Annotated in this window: 16 protein-coding genes, 1 tRNA gene, 1 other RNA gene and 1 riboswitch; of the genes, 16 read left to right on the top strand and 2 right to left on the bottom strand. The window is 72.7% G+C overall.

Going from position 1 to position 20,376, the window contains the following annotated elements:
- Positions 1 to 89 precede the first annotated feature (89 nt).
- From ftsE to ACGF0D_RS22050, 8 genes are all read left to right on the top strand, one after another.
- Positions 90 to 779, top strand: a complete 690-nt coding sequence (gene ftsE / locus ACGF0D_RS22085; RefSeq protein WP_030059730.1) for a cell division ATP-binding protein FtsE — start codon at positions 90 to 92, stop codon at positions 777 to 779.
- Between the two features lie 77 nt (positions 780 to 856).
- Positions 857 to 1,768 (top strand): permease-like cell division protein FtsX, encoded by a 912-nt coding sequence (gene ftsX / locus ACGF0D_RS22080; RefSeq protein ID WP_392880923.1) that lies wholly within the window; start codon positions 857 to 859, stop codon positions 1,766 to 1,768.
- A 113-nt stretch (positions 1,769 to 1,881) separates the two neighbouring features.
- Positions 1,882 to 3,018, top strand: coding sequence for a S41 family peptidase (locus tag ACGF0D_RS22075; protein ID WP_392880925.1), 1,137 nt, complete (start codon positions 1,882 to 1,884; stop codon positions 3,016 to 3,018).
- Between the two features lie 64 nt (positions 3,019 to 3,082).
- Positions 3,083 to 3,559: an SsrA-binding protein SmpB gene (gene smpB, locus ACGF0D_RS22070; RefSeq protein WP_045695776.1), complete on the top strand. Its 477-nt coding sequence runs from the start codon at positions 3,083 to 3,085 to the stop codon at positions 3,557 to 3,559.
- A gap of 86 nt (positions 3,560 to 3,645) precedes the next feature.
- Positions 3,646 to 4,027: a transfer-messenger RNA gene (ssrA, locus tag ACGF0D_RS22065) on the top strand.
- A gap of 152 nt (positions 4,028 to 4,179) precedes the next feature.
- Positions 4,180 to 6,483, top strand: coding sequence for a HelD family protein (locus ACGF0D_RS22060; protein ID WP_392918642.1), 2,304 nt, complete (start codon positions 4,180 to 4,182; stop codon positions 6,481 to 6,483).
- A 355-nt stretch (positions 6,484 to 6,838) separates the two neighbouring features.
- Positions 6,839 to 8,311, top strand: a complete 1,473-nt coding sequence (locus tag ACGF0D_RS22055) for an NAD-dependent malic enzyme (RefSeq protein WP_392918639.1) — start codon at positions 6,839 to 6,841, stop codon at positions 8,309 to 8,311.
- A 508-nt stretch (positions 8,312 to 8,819) separates the two neighbouring features.
- A complete protein-coding gene (locus ACGF0D_RS22050; RefSeq protein ID WP_030242980.1) occupies positions 8,820 to 9,104 on the top strand; it encodes an HU family DNA-binding protein in 285 nt (94 codons plus the stop codon).
- Between the two features lie 73 nt (positions 9,105 to 9,177).
- Here ACGF0D_RS22050 and murA read toward each other — a convergent pair whose 3' ends face one another.
- Positions 9,178 to 10,518, bottom strand: coding sequence for a UDP-N-acetylglucosamine 1-carboxyvinyltransferase (murA, locus tag ACGF0D_RS22045; RefSeq protein WP_392880932.1), 1,341 nt, complete (start codon positions 10,516 to 10,518; stop codon positions 9,178 to 9,180).
- Positions 10,519 to 10,818: 300 nt separating this feature from the next.
- On the opposite strand from murA, the gene ACGF0D_RS22040 reads away from it, so the two are divergent.
- The 6 genes from ACGF0D_RS22040 to ACGF0D_RS22015 all read left to right on the top strand — a co-directional run bounded on the left by ACGF0D_RS22040 (position 10,819) and on the right by ACGF0D_RS22015 (position 18,184).
- Complete coding sequence (locus ACGF0D_RS22040) at positions 10,819 to 11,403, top strand: YqgE/AlgH family protein (protein ID WP_392880935.1); 585 nt, start codon at positions 10,819 to 10,821, stop codon at positions 11,401 to 11,403.
- Positions 11,404 to 11,466: 63 nt separating this feature from the next.
- The gene (locus tag ACGF0D_RS22035) at positions 11,467 to 11,745 is read left to right on the top strand and encodes a DUF3039 domain-containing protein (protein WP_392880938.1); all 279 of its coding nucleotides are present in this window, start codon (positions 11,467 to 11,469) and stop codon (positions 11,743 to 11,745) included.
- A 91-nt stretch (positions 11,746 to 11,836) separates the two neighbouring features.
- Positions 11,837 to 13,447: a beta-N-acetylhexosaminidase gene (locus tag ACGF0D_RS22030; RefSeq protein ID WP_392918636.1), complete on the top strand. Its 1,611-nt coding sequence runs from the start codon at positions 11,837 to 11,839 to the stop codon at positions 13,445 to 13,447.
- 302 nt (positions 13,448 to 13,749) lie between these two features.
- Positions 13,750 to 14,616 carry an FAD binding domain-containing protein gene (locus ACGF0D_RS22025; protein WP_392881353.1) on the top strand — a complete coding sequence of 289 codons (867 nt, stop codon included), beginning with the start codon at positions 13,750 to 13,752 and terminating at the stop codon, positions 14,614 to 14,616.
- A complete protein-coding gene (locus ACGF0D_RS22020) occupies positions 14,613 to 15,860 on the top strand; it encodes a 2Fe-2S iron-sulfur cluster-binding protein (RefSeq protein WP_392918634.1) in 1,248 nt (415 codons plus the stop codon). Before ACGF0D_RS22025 ends, ACGF0D_RS22020 begins: the two co-directional genes overlap by 4 nt.
- Entirely contained in the window at positions 15,857 to 18,184 is a 2,328-nt protein-coding gene (locus tag ACGF0D_RS22015) for a xanthine dehydrogenase family protein molybdopterin-binding subunit (protein ID WP_392880946.1), read from the top strand. The genes ACGF0D_RS22020 and ACGF0D_RS22015 overlap by 4 nt, the downstream gene beginning before the upstream one ends.
- An 86-nt stretch (positions 18,185 to 18,270) precedes the next feature.
- On the opposite strand, the gene ACGF0D_RS22010 is transcribed toward ACGF0D_RS22015, so the two are convergent.
- Positions 18,271 to 18,342: transfer RNA gene (locus ACGF0D_RS22010), tRNA-Cys, on the bottom strand.
- 85 nt (positions 18,343 to 18,427) lie between these two features.
- Positions 18,428 to 18,493: riboswitch (guanidine-III (ykkC-III) riboswitch) on the top strand.
- A 44-nt stretch (positions 18,494 to 18,537) separates the two neighbouring features.
- Between ACGF0D_RS22010 and ACGF0D_RS22005 the strand changes: the two genes are divergently transcribed.
- Both ACGF0D_RS22005 and ACGF0D_RS22000 read left to right on the top strand, forming a co-directional pair.
- On the top strand, positions 18,538 to 18,852 hold the full coding sequence (locus tag ACGF0D_RS22005; RefSeq protein WP_392880948.1) for a DMT family transporter: 315 nt from the start codon (positions 18,538 to 18,540) through the stop codon (positions 18,850 to 18,852).
- A gap of 82 nt (positions 18,853 to 18,934) precedes the next feature.
- Positions 18,935 to 20,374 (top strand): MFS transporter, encoded by a 1,440-nt coding sequence (locus ACGF0D_RS22000; protein WP_392918631.1) that lies wholly within the window; start codon positions 18,935 to 18,937, stop codon positions 20,372 to 20,374.
- Positions 20,375 to 20,376 lie beyond the last annotated feature (2 nt).

The raw sequence follows: 20,376 nt of genomic DNA, 5'->3' as shown, positions 1-20,376 counted from the left end.
TGCGCTCCTTTCGCCCGCCCCCGGGCCGGGCCTCCGGGGCGGACCGACCGAGGACTGGCGCCGCCTAGGATGGCCTCCGTGATGCAGCCGTGATCAGATTCGACAACGTCTCCAAGACCTATCCCAAGCAGAACCGTCCCGCCCTGGACAACGTCTCGCTGGAGATCGAGAAGGGTGAGTTCGTCTTCCTGGTCGGCTCGTCCGGCTCGGGGAAGTCCACCTTCCTGCGCCTGTGCCTGCGCGAGGAGCGCCCCAGCACCGGTGCGGTGCACGTCCTGGGCAAGGACCTCGGCAAGCTGTCCAACTGGAAGGTGCCGCACATGCGCCGCCAGCTGGGCACCGTCTTCCAGGACTTCCGCCTGCTGCCGAACAAGACGGTCGCGCAGAACGTCGCCTTCGCCCTCGAGGTGATCGGCAAGCCCAAGAGCGCCATCAACAAGGTGGTGCCCGAGGTGCTGGAGCTGGTCGGCCTCGGCGGCAAGGAGGACCGCATGCCGGGCGAGCTGTCCGGTGGTGAGCAGCAGCGTGTGGCGATCGCCCGCGCCTTCGTGAACCGCCCGATGCTGCTCATCGCGGACGAGCCCACGGGCAACCTCGACCCGCAGAACTCGGTCGGCATCATGAAGCTGCTCGACCGCATCAACCGCACCGGCACCACGGTGCTGATGGCCACCCACGACCAGGCCATCGTCGACCAGATGCGCAAGCGCGTCATCGAGCTCGACAAGGGGCTGCTCGTCCGCGACCAGGCCCGCGGCGTCTACGGGTACCAGCACTGACCGACCGGCGCTGACCCGTAGGGCCGTCGGCCCGGCCCGCCAGACCAGAGCAGTACCGACCCTGGAGTTGTTTCCGCATGCGTGCCCAGTTCGTCCTGTCGGAGATCGGTGTGGGTCTCCGACGCAACCTGACCATGACCATCGCGGTCGTGGTCAGTGTCGCGCTCTCCCTCGCCCTCGCCGGTTCCTCGCTCCTGGTCCGCGACCAGGTGAACTCCATGAAGGGGTACTGGTACGACAAGGTCGAGGTGAGCATCTACTTCTGCACCAAGGCGGACGCCCGGAACTCGCCCCAGTGCGACAAGGGCGCGGCCACCGACCAGCAGGTCCAGGACATCAAGGACCAGCTGGACAAGATGACCTCGGTGGTCCAGTCCTCGACCTACGAGAGCTCGGCCGAGGCGTACAAGCACTGGAAGGAGATGAACCCGGACAATCCGCTCATCTCCGTCCTGGGCCCGGACGCCATGCCGCAGTCCTGGCGGGTCAAGCTCAACGACCCGACCAAGTACGACGTGATCCAGAGCGCCTTCGCCGGCAAGCCGGGCGTCAAGTCGGTCGAGGACCAGCGGAAGATCCTGGAGAACCTGTTCGGCCTGCTGAACGGCCTCCAGACGGCGGCCTTCGTGATCATGGTGCTGATGCTGTTCGTCGCCCTGCTGCTGATCGTCAACACCGTCCGGGTGTCGGCGTACAGCCGACGGCGCGAGACCGGGATCATGCGCCTGGTCGGTGCCTCGAACTTCTACGTCCAGATGCCGTTCATCGCCGAGGCGGCCTTCTCGGCGCTGCTCGGCGCGGTGATGGCCTCCGGGCTGCTGCTCGGCGGGCACTTCTTCGTCCAGAACTGGCTGGCCGACCGGGTGCAGTTCATCCACTTCATCGGGCTCGGCTCGGTGCTCGCGGTGATACCGCTGCTGATCGTGGTGGGTATGGGCATGGCCGGTGTGGCGGCGTTCTTCACGCTGCGCAAGTACCTCAAGGTCTGATCCCGGACCGCCTCGACGGCCCCGGACGGCACTGCGCCGTCCGGGGCCGTCGGCGTTCCGGGGGCCTTCGTTCCGGTTCGTCCCGTGCGGAGCGGTGTCTACACTCCGGTGCCATGCTGCAAACTCCGCGCAGGGCCCGCCAGGTGGCCGCGCTCAGCCTGGTGTTCGGCGCCGTGCTGCTGGCCGGCGCGGCCACCGGGGCCTGGGGCGACCCGGGCGACCCGCCGCACCGCCCCTCCGCCGACACCGTCCGGGCCGGCGGCGGGCTCCCGGCGGACCCGGCCGGCGCCGCCCTGTCCGAGCAGCAGGCCGAGCACCTGCTGGCGGCCGGCGGCGACCGCTGGGGCGCGTACTACAGCGCCCAGGAGTACGCGGAGTTCAGCCAGGGCCTGGACGGCCGGTACCCGGGCGTCGGCCTCTCGGTCGGCCGCGGCCAGGACGGCGTCACCGAGGTCTCCCAGGTCGCGCCGGGCGGCCCGGCCGCCGCGGCCGGGATCGCCCCCGGCGACCGGCTCGTGCGGATCGGCCGGGACCAGGCCGACCACCTGCCGGTCACCGAGGTGGTCGCGCGGCTGCGCGGCCAGGGCGAGGAGCGCCGGGCGGGCTCCGAGGTCACCCTGGCCGTCCGGCGCGGTGAGGGGCAGGAGCGCGAACTGCGGCTGCGGCGCGTGCTGCTGGACAGCCGGCAGGTCACCGCGGAGCAGCTGGGCAAGGGCGTGCTGCGGGTGACCGTGCGCGCCTTCACCAGCGGCGTGGCCGACCAGGTGCGCGCCGCCCTGCGCGCCCCGCACACCGGCGTGGTGCTCGATCTGCGCGGCAACTCCGGCGGGTTGGTCGACGAGGCGGCCGAGACCGCCGGGATCTTCCTGGACGGCGGAGCGGTCGGCTCGTACCAGGAGCGCGGCGGGACCAGGGAGTTGACCGCCCCGCCCGGCGGCGACCAGCGCACCCCGCTGGTGCTGCTGGTGGACGGCGGCACGATGAGCGCCGCCGAACTGCTGGCCGGCGCCCTCCAGGACCGCAGCCGCGCCGTGGTGGTGGGCTCGCGGACCTTCGGCAAGGGCACCGTCCAGCAGCCCAGCCGGCTCGCCGACGGCGCCGTGCTGGAACTGACCGTCGGCCGCTACTACACCCCGGCCGGCCGCTCCCTGGACGGCACCGGCCTCACCCCCGACGTCCCGGCGGGATCGGGCGAGGAGGCCGACACCCTCGCCCTGCGGGTCCTCTCGGGGCTCGGCACCCGCGCCTGAAGCCCGGCACCCGGCCCTAAAGCAGCTGCCCGATCCGGCGTCGAAGTGCGAGAATGGCCGCGCTATGGCAAAGGAAACCGGACAGAAGCTGATCGCGCAGAACAAGAAGGCGCGACACGAGTACACGATCCTCGACACCTACGAGTGCGGCCTCGTACTCACCGGCACCGAGGTCAAGTCACTGCGCGAGGGGCGGGCCAACCTGGTCGACGGCTACGCCTACATCCAGAACCACGAGGCGTGGATCGACAACGTCTTCATCCCCGAGTACACCCAGGGGACGTGGACCAACCACGCGGCCCGGCGCAAGCGCAAGCTGCTGCTGCACAAGCTGGAGATCCGCAAGATCGAGACCAAGGTCCGCGACGCGGGTCACACCCTGGTCCCGCTCTCGCTGTACTTCAAGGACGGCCGGGTGAAGCTCGAACTGGCGCTCGCGGTCGGCAAGAAGCTCTACGACAAGCGCCAGACGCTGCGCGAGAAGCAGGACACCCGCGAGACGGCCCGCGCGGTGGCGGCGGCACGCCGACGCCAGGGTTAATCCGCTGGACCCTCGCCCGTCGCCTCGCGTACTATGGCGCAAGCAACACGGACGATCACCGTCCGAGCTGTTTCTCAAAAAAACATGGGGATGATCGGTTTCGACAGGGGATGTTGAAACAGGGGAAGCGAGCCGAGGAACGCGGCAATGATCTCGTTAACCACGTGTCGCAAAAAAATAATCGCCAACACTAAGCGCGATTCCCAGCAGTTCGCTCTCGCTGCCTAATAAGCACCGATAGCGCTTGGGTGTCAGACCGGGGGGTTCCCGACCCGGACCCTGGCATAATCTAGGGAACTCAACCGTCCGCCCGGGCTGCGAGGGCGGATGGGAAATCAAACAGCAGCTGGGCCTGTTGGCGGCTTGTCCGTGTGACCGCCAGGGCCGAGAAAAGCACAGCGGACTGCGCTCGGAGAAGCCCTGAATTAACTCCACTGGACCCGGGTTCGATTCCCGGCATCTCCACCACCCCATGTTCACACCGAAGGCCGTTCTCCGCTCCAGCGGAGGGCGGCCTTCGATTTTTGTACGTTCCGGAGCAGCGCGGCCGGGGGGTCGCGGCGTAGGATCATCCGTCCGCTCGTTTTCCGGAGCCGGATTCCGCCGCAACCACCGAGGCCATGCAGAGCAACACGGACACCACCCCCACGGCCGATCACGAGACCGTCCGCACGCGCGAGATCGCCGGTGAGCAGCAGCACCTCGACACCGTCTACCACCGGTTGGAGGAGAAGCTCGCCGAGGCCGAGTACATCCTGGAGGACGCCGCCAAGCGGGTCCAGGTCGGCACCCCCGGCGCGCTCGCCGAACGCGACGCCCAGGTCTACCGCGCCGGCGCCCACCTCCAGCGCCTGAACAACGAGTTCGAGGACTTCCTGTTCGGCCGGATCGACCTCCAGCGGGCCGACGCGCCGGAGGAGCACGGCATCCCGTCGAACACCCCGCTCGACCCGGCCGACCCGGCCGTCGCCGAGACCCTCCACATCGGCCGCCTCGGCGTGCTGGACGCCGAGTACGGTCCGCTGGTGATCGACTGGCGCGCGCCCGCCGCCGCCCCGTTCTACCGCGCCACCCCCGTCGAGCCGGGCCGGGTGATCCGCCGCCGGGTGATCCGCTCCAAGGGCCGCAAGGTGATCGGCGTCGAGGACGACCTGCTGCGCCCCGACCTCACCCCGACCCTGGACGGCGAGGAGCTGGCCGTGGTCGGCGACGGCGCGCTGATGGCCTCGCTGGGCCGCGCCCGCAGCCACTCGATGCGCGACATCGTCTCCTCCATCCAGAGGGAGCAGGACGAGGTGATCCGCGCCGCCGCCGCGGGCGCCACCCTGGTCACCGGCGGCCCCGGCACCGGCAAGACCGCCGTCGCCCTGCACCGCGCCGCCTACCTGCTCTACCAGGACCGCCGCCGCTACGCCGGGGGCATCCTGGTGGTCTCGCCGACCCCGCTGCTGGTGTCCTACACCGAGGGCGTGCTGCCCGCGCTGGGCGAGGAGGGCCAGGTCGCCGTCCGGGCGGTCGGCTCGCTGGTGGACGGCATCGAGGCGGGCACCTACGACACCCCCGAGGCGGCCCGGGTCAAGGGCTCGGCCCGGATGGTGCACCTGCTGCGCCGGGCCGCCCGCGCGGCGCTGGAGCTGGGCGCGCCGCAGGAGCTGAAGGTCGTCGCCCGCGGCGAGGTGCTGAAGCTGGACGCCTCCCGGCTGAAGGCCGTGCGCGGCAACGTGGTGGGCTCCGGCGGCACCCCGCTGAACCTGCTGCGCCCGCGCGCCCGCAGGCTGCTGCTGGACGCCCTGTGGCAGCAGGCCACCCGGGACCTGCCGAAGCCCACCGACCACTACGCCCGGGAGCAGCGCCAGGAGGAGAAGGAGTCCTTCGACGAGTACGTCTCGGACGAGGCGTCGTTCCTGGACTTCCTGGCCGCCTGGTGGCCGGCGCTGACCCCGCGCGGGGTGCTCGGCACGCTGCGCCAGCACCGGCACATCAACCGGATCGCCCGCCGCGCCGTCACCCCGGACGAGGCCAGGCTGCTGGCCGCCTCCTGGCGCCACCTGTCCGCGCGGGGCGAGGGCGCGCTGTCCGCGCACGACGTCGCGCTCGTCGACGAGCTCCAGGTGCTGCTCGGCGAGCCGGCCCGCCCGAAGGTCCGCGAGGTGGACGCGGTGGACCTGCTGAGCGGCCTGGAGGAGGTCACCACCTTCGCCGACCGCAGCACCCGCCAGCGGGACCGCCAGCCGGTCGAGCGCAAGGAGTACGCGCACGTCATCGTGGACGAGGCGCAGGACCTCACCCCGATGCAGTGGCGGATGATCGGCCGCCGGTCCCGGATGGCCACCTGGACGATCGTCGGCGACCCGGCGCAGTCCTCCTGGCCGTTCCCGCAGGAGGCCCAGGCCGCGCTGGACGAGGTGCTCTCCGGCAAGCCGCGCCGCCGCTTCACGCTGACCGTGAACTACCGCAACCCGGCCGAGATCGCCGAGGTCGCGGCGAAGGTGCTGGCGCTGGCCGCGCCGGGCACCCCGTCGCCGAGCGCGGTGCGCCACGTCGGTGTGGAGCCGCGCTTCGCGGCCACCACCGACCTCTCGCCGGAGGCCTTCGGCAAGGCCGCCCGGGCCGAGCTGGAGCGGCTGCTGGCCGAGGTGGACGGCACCGTGGCGATCGTGGTGCCGATGGACCGCCGGGAGGAGGCGGCCGGCTGGGCCGAGGGCCTGGGCGAGCGCGTGGTGGCGCTGGGCAGCCTGGAGGCCAAGGGCCTGGAGTACGACGCGACGGTGGTGGCCGACCCGACCGGCATCGCCGGCGAGTCGGAGGCCGGCCTGCGGGTGCTGTACGTGGCGCTGACCCGCGCGACCCAGCGGCTGACCGTGCTCTCCGGACCGGACGACCTGCCGGACGCGGCCGGCGTGCCCGCGCTGCTGCACGGCTGACGGTTCCCGAGGCCCACGGAAGAAGGCCCCCCACCGGATGGTGAGGGGCCTTCAGACGTTTAGTACACCGACCCGCCATGCTCGCCTCGCGGCAAGTGGTCCCTCGAAGGGACGAAGGTTGGGCCCGGGGGCTTGGATCGAGCCGGTGCCTGTCCAATGTAACGCATCGGCCGGGAGAGGCAAGGAGTGAGCGGGGGAGACCGAGGGCGCCGGACGGGATTGTCGGATCCGCACACTCAATGAACGTTATTTCTGGCTTCCCCCAGGAAGGTGCGACGATCGAGGTCTAGCATGCGTAGGCGATGCCTTCAACAAAATGTTGAGCCTGCGGGACAGACGGAAGAAGGAAGCGTCGATGGCGACGGTGCCCAGTGTCTCCAACTCGATCACGGTACGGCTGGAGGTCCCGGCCCGGGGCAACGCCGTCAGTGCGATCACCACGGCCGTGGAGTCCTCCGGCGGCTCGGTGACCGGTCTCGACGTCACCGCCTCCGGCCTGGAGGCGCTGCGGATCGACGTCACGGTGGCGGCCTCCTCGGTCGCGCACGGCGAGGAGATCGTCGAGAAGCTGCGCGCGATCGACGGCGTGTCGATCGGCAAGGTCTCGGACCGTACCTTCCTGATGCACCTCGGCGGCAAGATCGAGATGTCCTCCAAGCTGCCGATCCGCAACCGTGACGACCTCAGCATGATCTACACCCCGGGTGTCGCCCGCGTCTGCATGGCGATCGCGGAGAACCCCGAGGACGCCCGCCGCCTGACCATCAAGCGCAACAGCGTCGCCGTGGTCACCGACGGCTCGGCGGTGCTGGGCCTGGGCAACATCGGCCCGGCGGCCGCACTGCCGGTCATGGAGGGCAAGGCGGCCCTGTTCAAGCGCTTCGCCGGGATCGACGCCTGGCCGATCTGCCTGGACACCCAGGACACCGACGAGATCGTCGCCATCGTCAAGGCGATCGCCCCGGGCTTCGCGGGGATCAACCTGGAGGACATCTCCGCGCCGCGCTGCTTCGAGATCGAGGCCCGGCTGCGCGAGGCCCTGGACATCCCGGTCTTCCACGACGACCAGCACGGCACCGCGATCGTGGTGCTGGCCGCCCTCACCAACGCGCTGAAGGTGGTCGGCAAGGAGATCAGCGACATCCGCGTGGTGATGTCCGGCGCCGGCGCCGCCGGCACCGCGATCCTCAAGCTGCTGATGGCGGCCGGCGTCGAGCACGCCACCGTGGCGGACGTGCACGGCGTGGTCCACCTGGGCCGCGAGGACCTCACCGAGAGCCTGCGCTGGATCGCCGAGCACACCAACCGCTCGGGCCGCACCGGCACCCTCAAGGAGGCCGTGGCGGGCGCCGACGTCTTCATCGGCGTCTCGGCCCCGAACGTCCTGGACGGCGACGACCTGGCCACCATGGCCGAGGACGCGATCGTCTTCGCGCTGGCCAACCCGGACCCGGAGGTCGATCCGGCCATCGCCCGGCAGACCGCCGCCGTGGTCGCCACCGGCCGCAGCGACTTCCCGAACCAGATCAACAACGTGCTGGTCTTCCCGGGCGTCTTCCGCGGCCTGCTGGACGCCCAGAGCCGCACCGTCAACACCGAGATGATGATCGCCGCCGCCCGGGCGCTGGCCACCACCGTGGCCGCCGACGAGCTGAACGCCAACTACATCATCCCGAGCGTGTTCCACAAGGACGTGGCCAAGACCGTCGCCTCCGCGGTGCGCGAGGCGGCCCTCGCGGGGGCCCAGGAGGCCCCGGCGCCGGCCCGTCCGACCCCCGGCATCGTCGGCACCCTCGACACCTCCGCGTTCCCCACCGTCAAGCTCTGACGGCCGGATCGGGCGACGTGCCGTAGATCGCTCAAATGTACGAATAGTGAGCATGCCTGTCCAGCCCGCCCCGAACCCTTGCGACACAAGGGCGAGGGGCGTGTTTGGGCTTGTCAGTCGTAGGGCGTACCGTAGCCCTGCACGGGGCAGGCGTGTCCGACAAGTACGGAACGTCCCCCTGGTCTTCCGGCGCGTCCTCCCGACCGCCGCCCGCGCCCGGTCCGCCGGAGCCGACGGAGCGTCACACCTCCAACGGGCGGGCGATGTTCGGGTGGCTGGGCCGGGGCCCGATTGGCTTTCTCGGGGCCGGTCGGGGCAGGATTCGTATCCAGGCGGGCGGGCGGGCCTTCGACGGCTCCGGCGCGCGGCATCGGGTGCGGACCCGGCCTGCGACCACGCATTGCCTGCATGAGCACAGTGTGCGGACCTGCGGCCCATCCGGGTGCCCCCCGGTGGGAGCACCGATGGGCCCCCGCGCACCGCAAGCGAACAGACCACAGGAGTACACATGAACCGCAGTGAGCTGGTGGCCGCGCTGTCCGAGCGCGCCGAGGTGACCCGCAAGGACGCCGACGCCGTTCTGGCCGCCTTCGCCGAGATCGTCGGCGAGGTCGTCGCCAAGGGCGACGAGAAGGTCACCATCCCCGGTTTCCTGACCTTCGAGCGCACCCACCGCGCTGCCCGCACCGCCCGCAACCCGCAGACCGGCGAGCCGATCCAGATCGCCGCGGGCTACAGCGCCAAGGTGAGCGCCGGCTCCAAGCTGAAGGAAGCCGCCAAGGGCGCTGCCTGAGCCACCCCTTGAACGCCCGAGAGGCCGGGCTCCCCGCTGGGGAGCCCGGCCTCTCGCCGTCGTGTCCGGACCGTCAGGCCTCGACCAGCTGCTCGCTGGGCAGCTCGACGTGGGCGCCGAGGTCCCGCAGCTTGTCCATGAAGTTCTCGTAGCCGCGGTTGATCAGGTCGATGCCGTGCACGGTCGAGGTGCCCTCGGCCGCCAGCGCCGCGATCAGGTACGAGAAGCCGCCGCGCAGGTCCGGGATGACCAGCTCGGAGCCGATCAGCTTGGACGGGCCGGAGACGACCGCGGAGTGCAGGAAGTTGCGGGCGCCGAAGCGGCACGGGGTGGCGCCCAGGCACTCGCGGTAGAGCTGGATGTGCGCGCCCATCTGGTTCAGCGCGCCGGTGAAGCCGAGCCGCGACTCGTACACCGTCTCGTGGATGATCGACAGGCCGGTGGCCTGGGTCAGCGCGACCACCAGCGGCTGCTGCCAGTCGGTCTGGAAGCCCGGGTGCACGTCGGTCTCCAGGGCGATGGCCTTGAGCTCGCCGCCCGGGTGCCAGAAGCGGATGCCCTCGTCGTCCACCTCGAAGGCGCCGCCGACCTTCCGGAAGGTGTTCAGGAAGGTCATCATCTCCAGCTGGCGGGCACCGCGGACGTAGATGTCGCCCTTGGTGGCCAGCGCCGCGCAGGCCCAGGAGGCCGCCTCCAGGCGGTCCGGCAGCGCGCGGTGGTTGTAGCCGTTCAGCTCGTCCACGCCGGTGATCAGGATCGTCCGGTCGGTGCCCAGCGTGATGATCGCACCCATCTTCTGCAGCACGCAGATCAGGTCGACGATCTCCGGCTCGATGGCCGCGTTGCGCAGCTCGGTGACGCCCTCGGCGAGGACGGCGGTGAGCAGCACCTGCTCGGTCGCGCCGACCGAGGGGTACGGCAGCTCGATCTTGGTGCCGCGCAGCCGCTGCGGGGCGACCAGGTAGGTGCCCTGCGGGTGCTTCTCGATGGTGGCGCCGAACTGGCGCAGCACCTCGAAGTGGAAGTCGACGGGGCGGCCGCCGATGTCGCAGCCGCCCAGGCCGGGGATGAAGGCGTGGCCGAGGCGGTGCAGCAGCGGGCCGCAGAACAGGATCGGGATCCGCGAGGAGCCGGCGTGTGCGTCGATGTCGGCGACATTGGCGCTCTCGACGTGCGAGGGGTCGAGGATCAGCTCGCCGTCCTCGTCACCGGTGCGCACGGTCACGCCGTGCAGCTGCAGCAGGCCGCGGACCACCTTGACGTCGCGGATGTCCGGGACGTTGCGCAGTCTGCTGGGGCCCTGCCCGAGGAGGGCGGCGACCATGGCCTTGGGCACCAGGTTCTTCGCACCGCGGACGCGGATCTCGCCTTCGAGCGGGTTTCCGCCATGGACCAGCAGGACGTCGTCGGTCATCGTTCTCGCAATCCGGGGTGCCAGAGGGGTGGGGAAAGGGGCTCCGGGAGAGAGCCGGTGGTGGACCGGTCGTACGGGCACGTTCGGACCCCCGGCGAAACCGAGTCGGCACCGTGAAGGGCGTCCACCAGACGTAGATGGTAGTAGGCGCGCCGATGGTTCCCGTGAGCCTCTCCCGTGATGGTGCTCTCTCCGGGCCCGCGCCCGCCCCCCGGTACGGCCGTACGGGTGTTCGTCGCGGTGGCCGGTTTCCGGGCGTTGCGGTGTCCGAGCGGTGCCGTTCTGCGGGATCATGTGGGCATGACGGCGGCCCAATCGCACGGAGGCCGGTCCCACACCGGCAGTCTGCTCGTCGCGACGCCCCTGCTCACCGACCCGAACTTCGCGCGGGCGGTGGTGCTGCTCCTCGACCACGACGTCGAGGGGGCGCTCGGCGTGGTCCTCAACCGGCCGACACCGGTCGAGGTGGGAAGCGTGCTGGACGGCTGGAACAGACTCGTCGGACAGCCCGCCGTGGTGTTCCAGGGCGGCCCGGTGGCGCTGGACTCGGCGCTCGGCCTCGCGGTGGCCCCGGGGGAGCCCGGCACCGGCGAGCCGCTCGGCTGGCGCCGGGTGCACGGCGCGATCGGCCTGGTGGACCTGGAGGCGCCGCCCGAGGTGCTGGCCGGCGAGCTGGGCAGCCTGCGGATCTTCGCCGGGTACGCCGGCTGGTCGCCGGGGCAGCTGGAGGCGGAGCTGGAGAGCGGCGCCTGGTACCTGGTGGACTGCGAGCCCGGGGACGTCTCCAGCCCCGAGCCGGAGCGGCTGTGGCGCTCGGTGCTGCGCCGCCAGAGAGGCCCGCTCGCCCTGCTGGCGACCTACCCGGACGACCCGACGATGAACTGAGCCGACCGGCCCGGTGCGGTGACACTGGCCGGGTTTCCGGAGGCGCCCATAGACTTGGCACCCATGAGCACTCTTGAGCCCGAGCGCGGCCTCGGCACCGGCACCCTGGTCGAGCCCGTCCCGCAGGTGTCCAACGGGGACGGCGACCACGAGCGCTTCGCGCACTACGTCCAGAAGGACAAGATCATGGAGAGCGCGCTCTCCGGGTCTCCCGTGGTGGCGCTCTGCGGCAAGGTGTGGGTGCCCGGTCGCGACCCGAAGAAGTACCCGGTCTGCCCGATGTGCAAGGAGATCTACGACGGCATCGGCAAGCCGCAGGGCGGCGACGGCGACGGCAAGTAGTCCGCGGCGCTCCGCGCGACGCCGTTTTGCATAGCACCCGGTTTCCTGGGTGGTCTATGCCAATCGTTCCGGGCGTGGGCAGGATGTCGGAATGGACCTCATTCCCGCACCTTCGAGTGCCGCCCGCCGCCCGGACGAGGACTATCCGCTCGACGCCACCACGACGCTGACCGCACCCCCCGCGCTGGCCGACGCCGAGCGCTGGCTGCGGGCCGCCCTGTCCGCCGCCACCGGGCTGCCGCTCGGCCCGGGCCGGCCGGGCGCGGGCATCGAGCTGGTCCAGGACGCGACGCTCGCCGCCGAGGCGTACCGGCTCACGGTGCGCCCCGGCCACGCCCTGCTCGCCGCGGGAGGGCCGGCGGGCGCCCTGTGGGGCGCGCAGACCCTGCGGCAGCTGCTCGGGCCGGACGCCTACCGGCGGTCGCCGCTGCGCCGCGAGGGCTGGGTGCTGCCCGGCGCCGACATCGAGGACGCCCCCCGGTTCGGCTGGCGCGGCGCGCTGCTCGACGTCGCCCGGCACTTCCTGCCCAAGTCGGACGTGCTGCGCTTCGTCGACCTGCTGGCCGCGCACAAGCTGAACGTGCTGCACCTGCACCTGACCGACGACCAGGGGTGGCGGGTCGAGATCAAGCGCTACCCGAGGCTGACCGAGCGCGGTGCCTGGCGGGACCGCTCGATGGTCGGCTACCGGGCCGGGCAGCGCCGCGACGACCGCCCGCACGGCGGCTACTACACCCAGGACGACCTGCGCGAGATCGTCGCCTACGCGGCCGCCCGCGGGGTCACCGTCGTCCCGGAGATCGACCTGCCCGGCCACACCCAGGCCGCCGTCGCCGCCTACCCCGAGCTGGGCAACACCGACGTGGTGGACACCGCCGCGCTCGGGGTCTGGACCGACTGGGGGGTGAGTCACAACGTGCTCAACGCCTCGGAGGAGACCCTGCGCTTCTTCGAGGGCGTGCTGGAGGAGGTCCTGGAGCTCTTCCCGTCCGAGTTCGTCCACCTCGGCGGCGACGAGTGCCCCAAGGAGCAGTGGAAGGACAGCGCCGCCGCGCAGGCCCGGATCCGCGAGCTGGGCCTGGCCAACGAGGACGAGCTGCAGAGCCACCTCATCCGGCACTTCGACCGCTGGCTGGCCGAGCGCGGCCGCCGGCTGATCGGCTGGGACGAGATCCTGGAGGGCGGGCTCGCCCCGGGCGCCGCCGTCTCCTCCTGGCGCGGCTTCGGCGGCGGGATCGCCGCCGCGAAGGCCGGGCACGACGTGGTGATGTGCCCCGAGCAGCACGTCTACTTCGACCACCGGCAGGCGGACGGACCGGACGAGCCGATCCCGGTCGGCTTCGTGCGCACGCTGGAGGACGTCTACCGGTTCGAGCCGGTCCCCGCGCAGCTGGACGAGGCCGCCGCCCGGCACGTGATCGGCACCCAGGCCAACCTGTGGAGCGAGTTCATGGACAGCGCCAGGGACATCGACTACCGGGCCTTCCCCCGGCTGGTCGCCTTCGCCGAGGTCGCCTGGTCCGAGCTGCCCGCCGCGCCGGCCGAGCGGGACTACGCCGGTTTCGAGCAGCGGTTGACGGCCCACCTGAAGGTGTTGGACGCGCTCGGCGTCGAGTACCGCCCGGCGGACGGGCCGCACCCCTGGCAGCGCTGGCCCGGAGTGGCCGGCCGGCCGATCGAGGGCCCCCCGCCGGTGCGCTAGTCCTACTCATCGGGAACTTCTGAGCGGTCATCCGACGTCAAGAACTGATGAACATCTGCCCTGGCCCGGAGCGGGTCGGGGCAGATACCGCCCGGTATCAGTCCCAATCGGGCAGTCCCGTTCACCGGTCCCGAGATGATCATCGAGCATTGTGTGCCAGAGTTGCCCAACCCGGCCCGATCGCCCGTACCCTACGGGCCAGGCCGGGCTGCTGACGCAGGACGGCACGGCCGAAGGCCGGCGGGCGGCAGGCGATCGATGAGCAAGTGGAGCACGGTGGGACCCAGGTGAACCGGACGATCATGCTGCCGGCCTCCCTCGACGAGGCCGTCGACGCGCTGGCCGCCGCCCCGGCCGCGGTACCGGTGGCCGGAGCCACCGACCTGATGGAGGCCGTCAACGCCGGCCGACTGCGCCCCGCCGCCCTGGTCGGCCTCGGCCGGATCACCGAACTGCGCGGCTGGCGCTACGAGGACGGCGGCACCGCCGTCCTCGGCGCCGGACTCACCCACGCCCGGATGGACCGCCCCGACTTCGCCGCGCTCATCCCCGCGCTCGCCGACGCGGCCCGCACGGCCGGCCCGCCGCAGGTCCGCAACGTCGGCACCCTCGGCGGGAACATCGTCACCGCCGCCGCCGCGGGCGACACCCTCCCGGTGCTCACCGCGCTGGAGGCCAGCGTCACCCTGGCCCGGGCCGGGGGCACCCGCGAGGTGCCGGTCAGTCACCTGCTCACCGGACTCGACCCGGTGCGCCCCGGCGAACTGCTCACCTGGGTGCGCGTCCCGCTGCTGCACGCCCCGCAGGTCTTCCTCAAGGCCACCGGCCGCAGCGGCCCGGCCCGCGCCACCGCCTCCGTCGCCCTCGTCCTCGACCCGGCCCGGCGCTCGGTGCGCTGCGCCGTCGGGGCCGTCGCGCCGGTGCCGCTGCGCCCGCTCGAGGCCGAGGCCTGGGTGGCCGGCTGCATCGACTGGGACGGCAGCCGGGAGATCGACCCGGCCGCGACCGCCGCCTTCGGCGAGTACGTGGCCGGTGCCTGCGTCCCCGACAACTACGGCGCCGAGGGCGCCTGGGAGGCCGTGACCGAGGGGCCGACCGCGGCCGCCGTTCGGCTGCGGCGTACCGTATCGGTGCTGGCCCGACGGGCACTGGGAAGGGCGCTGAAGTGACCACAGACCCCATCGAGACCCTCGACGCCGACCCGCTCGGCCTCTCCCCGCAGGTCAGCCGCGAGCTGCGCCCGTGCGCCTCGTACACGCTGCGGGTCAACGGTTTCGAACGGCCCGTCACCGACGCCTGGATCGGCGAGAGCCTGCTCTACGTGCTGCGCGAGCGGCTCGGCCTGGCCGGCGCCAAGGACGGCTGCGAGCAGGGCGAGTGCGGGGCCTGCTCGGTGCAGGTGGACGGCCAGCTGGTGGCCGGCTGCCTGGTGCCCGCGGCACTGGCCGCCGACAGCGAGATCAACACCGTCGAGGGCCTGTCGGCCGCCGGCGGCGCGAGCGACGTCCAGCAGGCGCTGGCCGCCTCCGGCGCCGTCCAGTGCGGCTACTGCACCCCGGGCATGGCGATGGCGGTGCACGACCTGCTCCAGCGCAACCACCGGCCCACCGAGGTGGAGGCCCGCCAGGCGCTGTGCGGCAACCTCTGCCGCTGCACCGGCTACCGGGGCGTGCTGGCCGCCGTCCAGACCGTCGCGGACGCCCGCGCGCTGGACACCGAGGAGGCCGGGGAGGCGGTCGAGACCGCCGCCGAGGCGCCGGTCGAGCCGGTCGCCGAGCCGTCAGCGGAGGCGCCCGTCGAACCCGGGCACGCCGTCGAGCCGCCGGTCTACGCCGACGCCGAGGCCTGGATCGAGCACGTCCCCCAGCAGGCCGTTCCCCAGCAGCCCGTCGAGCAGCCCCACCCGGTCGCCCACCCCGTGGAGCAGCACCTCGTCGGGCAGCACCCCGCCGTCGAGCAGCACCCCCTCGACCAGGCCCCGGCCGGGCTGCCCTACGGCGACCCCCAGGGCGGGTACGACAGCGGCGTGTACGACACCACCGTGCTGGCCCCGATCCGGGACGGCATCCCCGCCCAGGCCGTCGACGATCAGGTGTACTACCCGCCCCAGGGCTACCCCGAGCAGCCGTACCAGGCCACCCCCGCGCACGGCACCCACCTGCCCTTCCCGGACGGCCACCAGCAGCAGAGCGGCTACGACACCGGGTACGACGCCCCGGTCTACGAGTCCACCCCCGCGCACGGAACCCCGCTGCCCGGCGCCGTCTACGACGGCACGCCGCCGCACGGCACCCCGTACGCCGCCCCGCACCCGCACGGTGCCCCGGCCGAGGGCGGCGCCCCGGCCGGAGTCCCGTACGGCGCCACCCCCGCCCACGGCATCCGGCTCCCCGAGGACGACCACGCATCATGACGTCGCCTACCGACATCGGCGCAGCACTCCAGCAGGACGGCGGCGAGGGCGGCGCACCGGAGCCGATCGGCCTGGGCAGCTCCCCGCTGCGCAGCGACGCGCTGCCCAAGGCGCTCGGCATCTACCCGTACGCGGCCGACCTGTGGGCCGAGGGGCTGCTGTGGGGCGCGGTGCTGCGCTCGCCGCACCCGCACGCCCGGATCCGCGGCATCGACACCTCGGCCGCGCTGGCGCTGCCCGGGGTGCACGCCGTGGTCACCGCCGCCGACCTGCCACCCGGCCCGGACGGCACCCCCGACGGCGCCCCGGCCGGGCCGATCGTCGCCGACCGGCCGGTGCTGGCCGCCGGCGTGGTGCGCCACCACGGCGAGCCGATCGCCGCGGTCGCCGCCGACCACCCGGACACCGCCCGGCTGGCGGTCGGTCTGATCGCGGTCGACTACGAGCCGCTGGAGGCCGTCACCGATCCGGAGCAGGCCTTCACCGCGCCGCCGCTGCACCCGGACGGCAACCTGTTCCGCCACCTGCCGCTGCGCACCGGGGACCCGGACGCGGTCGGCGAGATCGTCGTCGAGGGCCTCTACCAGGTCGGCCGGCAGGACCCGGCCCCGCTCGGCGCAGAGGCCGGGCTGGCCGTGCCGCGCCCGGACGGCGGCGTGGAGCTGCACCTGTCCTCCACCGACCCGCACGGCGACCGCGACCGCACCGCCGCCTGCCTCGGTCTGGAGCCGGACCGGGTCCGGCTGGTGGTCACCGGCGTGCCCGGCGCCACCACCGACCGCGAGGACCTCTCGTTCCAGGTCACCCTGGCCCTGCTGGCGCTGCGCACCGGCCGTCCGGTGAAGATGACGCTCACCCGCGAGGAGTCCTTCCACACCCACGCCTCGCGCCACCCCGCGCTCCTGCGCTACCGCCACCACGCCGACGCCGAGGGCACGCTGGTGAAGGTCGAGGCGCAGATCCTGCTGGACGGCGGCGCCTACGCGGACGTCTCCGCCGAGGCGCTGGCCGCCGCGACGGCCTTCTCGGCCGGCCCGTACGTCTGCCCGAACGTCTTCGTGGACGCCTGGGCGGTGCGCACCAACAACCCGCCGGCCGGCCGGATGCGCGGTGAGGGCGCCCTGCAGGCCTGCTTCGCGTACGAGTCGCAGCTGGACCAGCTGGCCGCCCGGATCGGCGTGGACCCGGTGGAGATCCGCCGCCGCAACGCGATGTCCACCGGCGACCCGCTGCCCACCGGACAGGCCGTCACCTGCCCGGCGCCGGTGCTCGCCCTGCTGGACGCGGTGGCGGCCGAGCCGCTGCCGGCCCTGCCGGTGGACGACCCGGACGCCGAGTGGCTGCTGCCCGGCGGGCCCGGCGGCGCGGGCGACCCGGCGGCGGTGCGGCGCGGCATCGGCTACGCCGTCGGCATGGTGCACATGCTGGGCGCCGAGGGCGAGGACGAGGTCTCCACCGCGACCGTGCGGGTCAGCGGCGACCACGCCACCGTGATCTGCGCGGCGGTCGACGCCGGGCAGGGCTTCGCCACGCTGGCCCGGCAGATCGTGCAGACCGTACTGGGTGTCAGCGAGGTCTACATCGCGCCGGCCGACAGCGACCAGTCGATCGCCGGGCCGTCCGCCCGCGGCCGGCACACCTGGGTCTCGGGCGGCGCCGTCGAGCGGGCCGCGCTGATGGTCCGCCACCAGCTGCTGCAGCCGATCGCGGCGAACTTCGGGATGTCGGTGGAGCTGCTCCAGATCGCCGACGGCAAGATCACCTCGTACGACGGGGTGCTCGGCATGCCGGTCGCCGAGGCGCTGGAGGGCAAGGAGCTGTGGGCCACCGCGCAGTGCCGCCCGCACCCCACCGAGCCGCTGGACGAGGCCGGGCAGGGCGACGCCTTCGTCTCCATCTCGTTCTGCGCGATGCGCGCCGTGGTGGACGTGGACATCGAGCTGGGCGCCGTGCGGGTGGTCGAGATGACGGTCGCCCAGGACGTGGGCCGGGCGCTGAACCCGCGCCAGATCGAGGACCGGATCGAGGCGGGGGTGGCCCAGGGCGTGGGCCTGGCGCTGCTGGAGGACCTGCGGACGGAGGGCGGGGTGCTGCAGAACCCCTCGCTCACCGGCTACCGGCTGCCCACCGCGCTGGACACCCCGGAGGTGCGGATCGCCGCGCTGCTGGAGGAGCGCGACGTGGTGGCCCCGTTCGGCGCCAAGGCGGTCGGCGCCGTCCCCGCGGTGGTCGCCCCGGCGGCCGTCGCCGCGGCCGTGCGCGCCGCCACCGGCCTGCCGGTCGGCCGGCTGCCGATCCGGGCGGAGGACGCCGTCACGGCCTGACCGGATTTCCCGGGAAATGCCGGGAACGGCGAAAAGGAATTGCCGGCCGACTTTTCGGAGTCGACCGGCAATTCCTTTTTCCGGGGAGGCCATGGCGGGAATCGAACCCGCGTGTACCGCTTTGCAGACGGTTCCCTAAGCCACTCGGGCACACGGCCAGTGAATTCATGGTGGCCGATCCGGGGGAGCGGGGTCAATGCTCCTTTGTAAATTCTGTATGGCAGTGTGTGCTACCGTCGGAGACCGGTGGCGGCATTCCCGCCACCCCGGACGAGCGCGTCGTACCCGGTGACGACAAGACGGCGCAGTTCAGCGGCAATCCGGCCGCTGTGGACTGCGGAGGCATCACCGTCATGGCCTGGCTCGTTCTGATCGTCTCGGGTTTCCTGGAGACCGTGTGGGCGGTCGCCCTGGAGTCGTCCAAGGGCTTCACCCGTCCCGTTCCCAGCGTCGTCTTCGGCGTCGCTCTGCTGGTCAGCATGGGCGGCCTGGCGTACGCGATGCGCACCATTCCGATCGGCACCGGCTACGCGGTCTGGGTCGGCATCGGCGCGGTCGGCACCGCGGCCTACGGCATGGCCGTCCTGGGGGACCCGGCGACGGTGGCCCGGATCGCCTGCCTGCTGCTGATCGTCTCCGGCGTGGTGGGCCTGAAGGTGCTCCACTGAGCCCGTCCTAGGCCTCGGGACCGAGTCGTTCCCCGACCGGGGTCAGGGGTCATCGAGGCAGACGCCACTTACGATGATACGTATGACCACTGCCTCCCCCACCTCGGTCGACCCCGTACCGATACCCCTCGACGACGACCCCGGTGGCGGGGTCCTCGGCGGCCGCTACCGCGCGCTGACGCTGGGGATCGTCTCGGTGGTCCTGGTGATCGCCTTCGAGGCGACGGCCGTCAACACCGCGATGCCGACCGCGGCCCGTGAGCTGCACGGGCTCGGGCTGTACGCCTTCGCCTTCTCCGGCTACTTCACCACCACCCTGTTCGCCCTGGTCGTCTCCGGCCAGTGGTGCGACCGGAGCGGCCCGCTGCGGCCGCTGTTCAGCGGCATCGCGGTGTTCGGCGTCGGACTGGTGGTGGCCGGGACGGCACCCGGGATGTGGGTGTTCGTGGCCGGGCGGGCCGTCCAGGGCCTGGGCGGCGGGCTGGTGATCGTCGCCCTGTACGTGGTGGTCGGCCGGGCCTACCCGGAGCGGCTGCGGCCCGCGGTGTTCGCGGCCTTCTCCTCGGCCTGGGTGCTGCCCTCGATCGTCGGCCCGCTGGTCTCCGGGGCCGTCACCCAGCACCTGGGCTGGCGCTGGGTGTTCCTGGCCGTGCCGGTGCTGATCCTCCTGCCGCTGGCTGTGATGGGCCCGGCGCTGGCCCGCTCGGAGCAGGAGCACCCGGTGGTCAGGGGCGCGGCCTTCGACCGCCGTCGCACCCTGCTGGCCGCGATGGCGGCGGTCGGCGCCGGCCTGCTGCAGTACGCGGGCCAGCGGCGCGACCTGATCGGCCTGGCCCCAGGGATCGCCGGGGCGGCGCTGCTCGTGCCGGCCGTCCTGGGACTGCTGCCGGCGCGGACCCTGCGGGCCGGTCGCGGGCTGCCGGCCGTGATCCTGCTGCGCGGGGTGGCCGCGGGGGCGTTCTTCGCGGCCGAGGCGTTCATCCCGCTGATGATGACCACCCAGCGCGGGCTCTCGCCGACGCTGGCCGGCCTGACCCTGACCAGCGGCGGCCTCACCTGGGCGCTCGGCTCCTGGCTCCAGGGCCGGCCCGGGGCGGAGCGCTACCGCGCGGTGATGATCCGGGGCGGCTTCGTGCTGACGGCGGTGGCCATCTCGGGTGCCGCGCTGGTGCTGTTCCCGGCGGTGCCGGCCTGGGCCGCCGCGGCGGCCTGGGGCGTCGGCGGCGTCGGGATGGGGATGGCGGTCGCGAGCGTCAGCGTGCTGATGATGAAGCTCTCCACGCCGGAGGACGCCGGGGCCAACTCGGCGGCCCTTCAGGTGAGCGACGCGCTGGGCAACGTGCTGCTGACCGGCCTCGCCGGAGTGATGTTCGCGGCGCTGGGCGGCGGCTCGCTCGCCGCCGCCCACGAGGACGGCGGGGCGGCCGGCTCGCCCGGCGCCTTCGCGGTGATCCTGCTGTCGATGGCCGGGGTGGCGCTGGTCGGCGCGCTGCTCTCCGGCCGGGTGCGGACGAAGGCCTGACG

The organism is Kitasatospora sp. NPDC048298, from assembly GCF_043201465.1.
Taxonomy (GTDB): Bacteria; Actinomycetota; Actinomycetes; order Streptomycetales; family Streptomycetaceae; genus Kitasatospora.
This window is presented reverse-complemented; position numbering and strand designations above follow the sequence as displayed.

Bases quoted from the DNA above. Each gene is read 5' to 3' on its own strand.
- ftsX (WP_392880923.1), top strand. From the start codon at position 857: ATGCGTGCCCAGTTCGTCCTGTCGGAGATCGGTGTGGGTCTCCGACGC.
- ACGF0D_RS22075 (WP_392880925.1), top strand. From the start codon at position 1,882: ATGCTGCAAACTCCGCGCAGGGCCCGCCAGGTGGCCGCGCTCAGCCTG.
- smpB (WP_045695776.1), top strand. From the start codon at position 3,083: ATGGCAAAGGAAACCGGACAGAAGCTGATCGCGCAGAACAAGAAGGCG.
- ACGF0D_RS22060 (WP_392918642.1), top strand. From the start codon at position 4,180: ATGCAGAGCAACACGGACACCACCCCCACGGCCGATCACGAGACCGTC.
- ACGF0D_RS22055 (WP_392918639.1), top strand. From the start codon at position 6,839: ATGGCGACGGTGCCCAGTGTCTCCAACTCGATCACGGTACGGCTGGAG.
- ACGF0D_RS22050 (WP_030242980.1), top strand. From the start codon at position 8,820: ATGAACCGCAGTGAGCTGGTGGCCGCGCTGTCCGAGCGCGCCGAGGTG.
- murA (WP_392880932.1), bottom strand. From the start codon at position 10,518: ATGACCGACGACGTCCTGCTGGTCCATGGCGGAAACCCGCTCGAAGGC.
- ACGF0D_RS22040 (WP_392880935.1), top strand. From the start codon at position 10,819: ATGACGGCGGCCCAATCGCACGGAGGCCGGTCCCACACCGGCAGTCTG.
- ACGF0D_RS22035 (WP_392880938.1), top strand. From the start codon at position 11,467: ATGAGCACTCTTGAGCCCGAGCGCGGCCTCGGCACCGGCACCCTGGTC.
- ACGF0D_RS22030 (WP_392918636.1), top strand. From the start codon at position 11,837: ATGGACCTCATTCCCGCACCTTCGAGTGCCGCCCGCCGCCCGGACGAG.
- ACGF0D_RS22025 (WP_392881353.1), top strand. From the start codon at position 13,750: ATGCTGCCGGCCTCCCTCGACGAGGCCGTCGACGCGCTGGCCGCCGCC.
- ACGF0D_RS22015 (WP_392880946.1), top strand. From the start codon at position 15,857: ATGACGTCGCCTACCGACATCGGCGCAGCACTCCAGCAGGACGGCGGC.
- ACGF0D_RS22005 (WP_392880948.1), top strand. From the start codon at position 18,538: ATGGCCTGGCTCGTTCTGATCGTCTCGGGTTTCCTGGAGACCGTGTGG.
- ACGF0D_RS22000 (WP_392918631.1), top strand. From the start codon at position 18,935: ATGACCACTGCCTCCCCCACCTCGGTCGACCCCGTACCGATACCCCTC.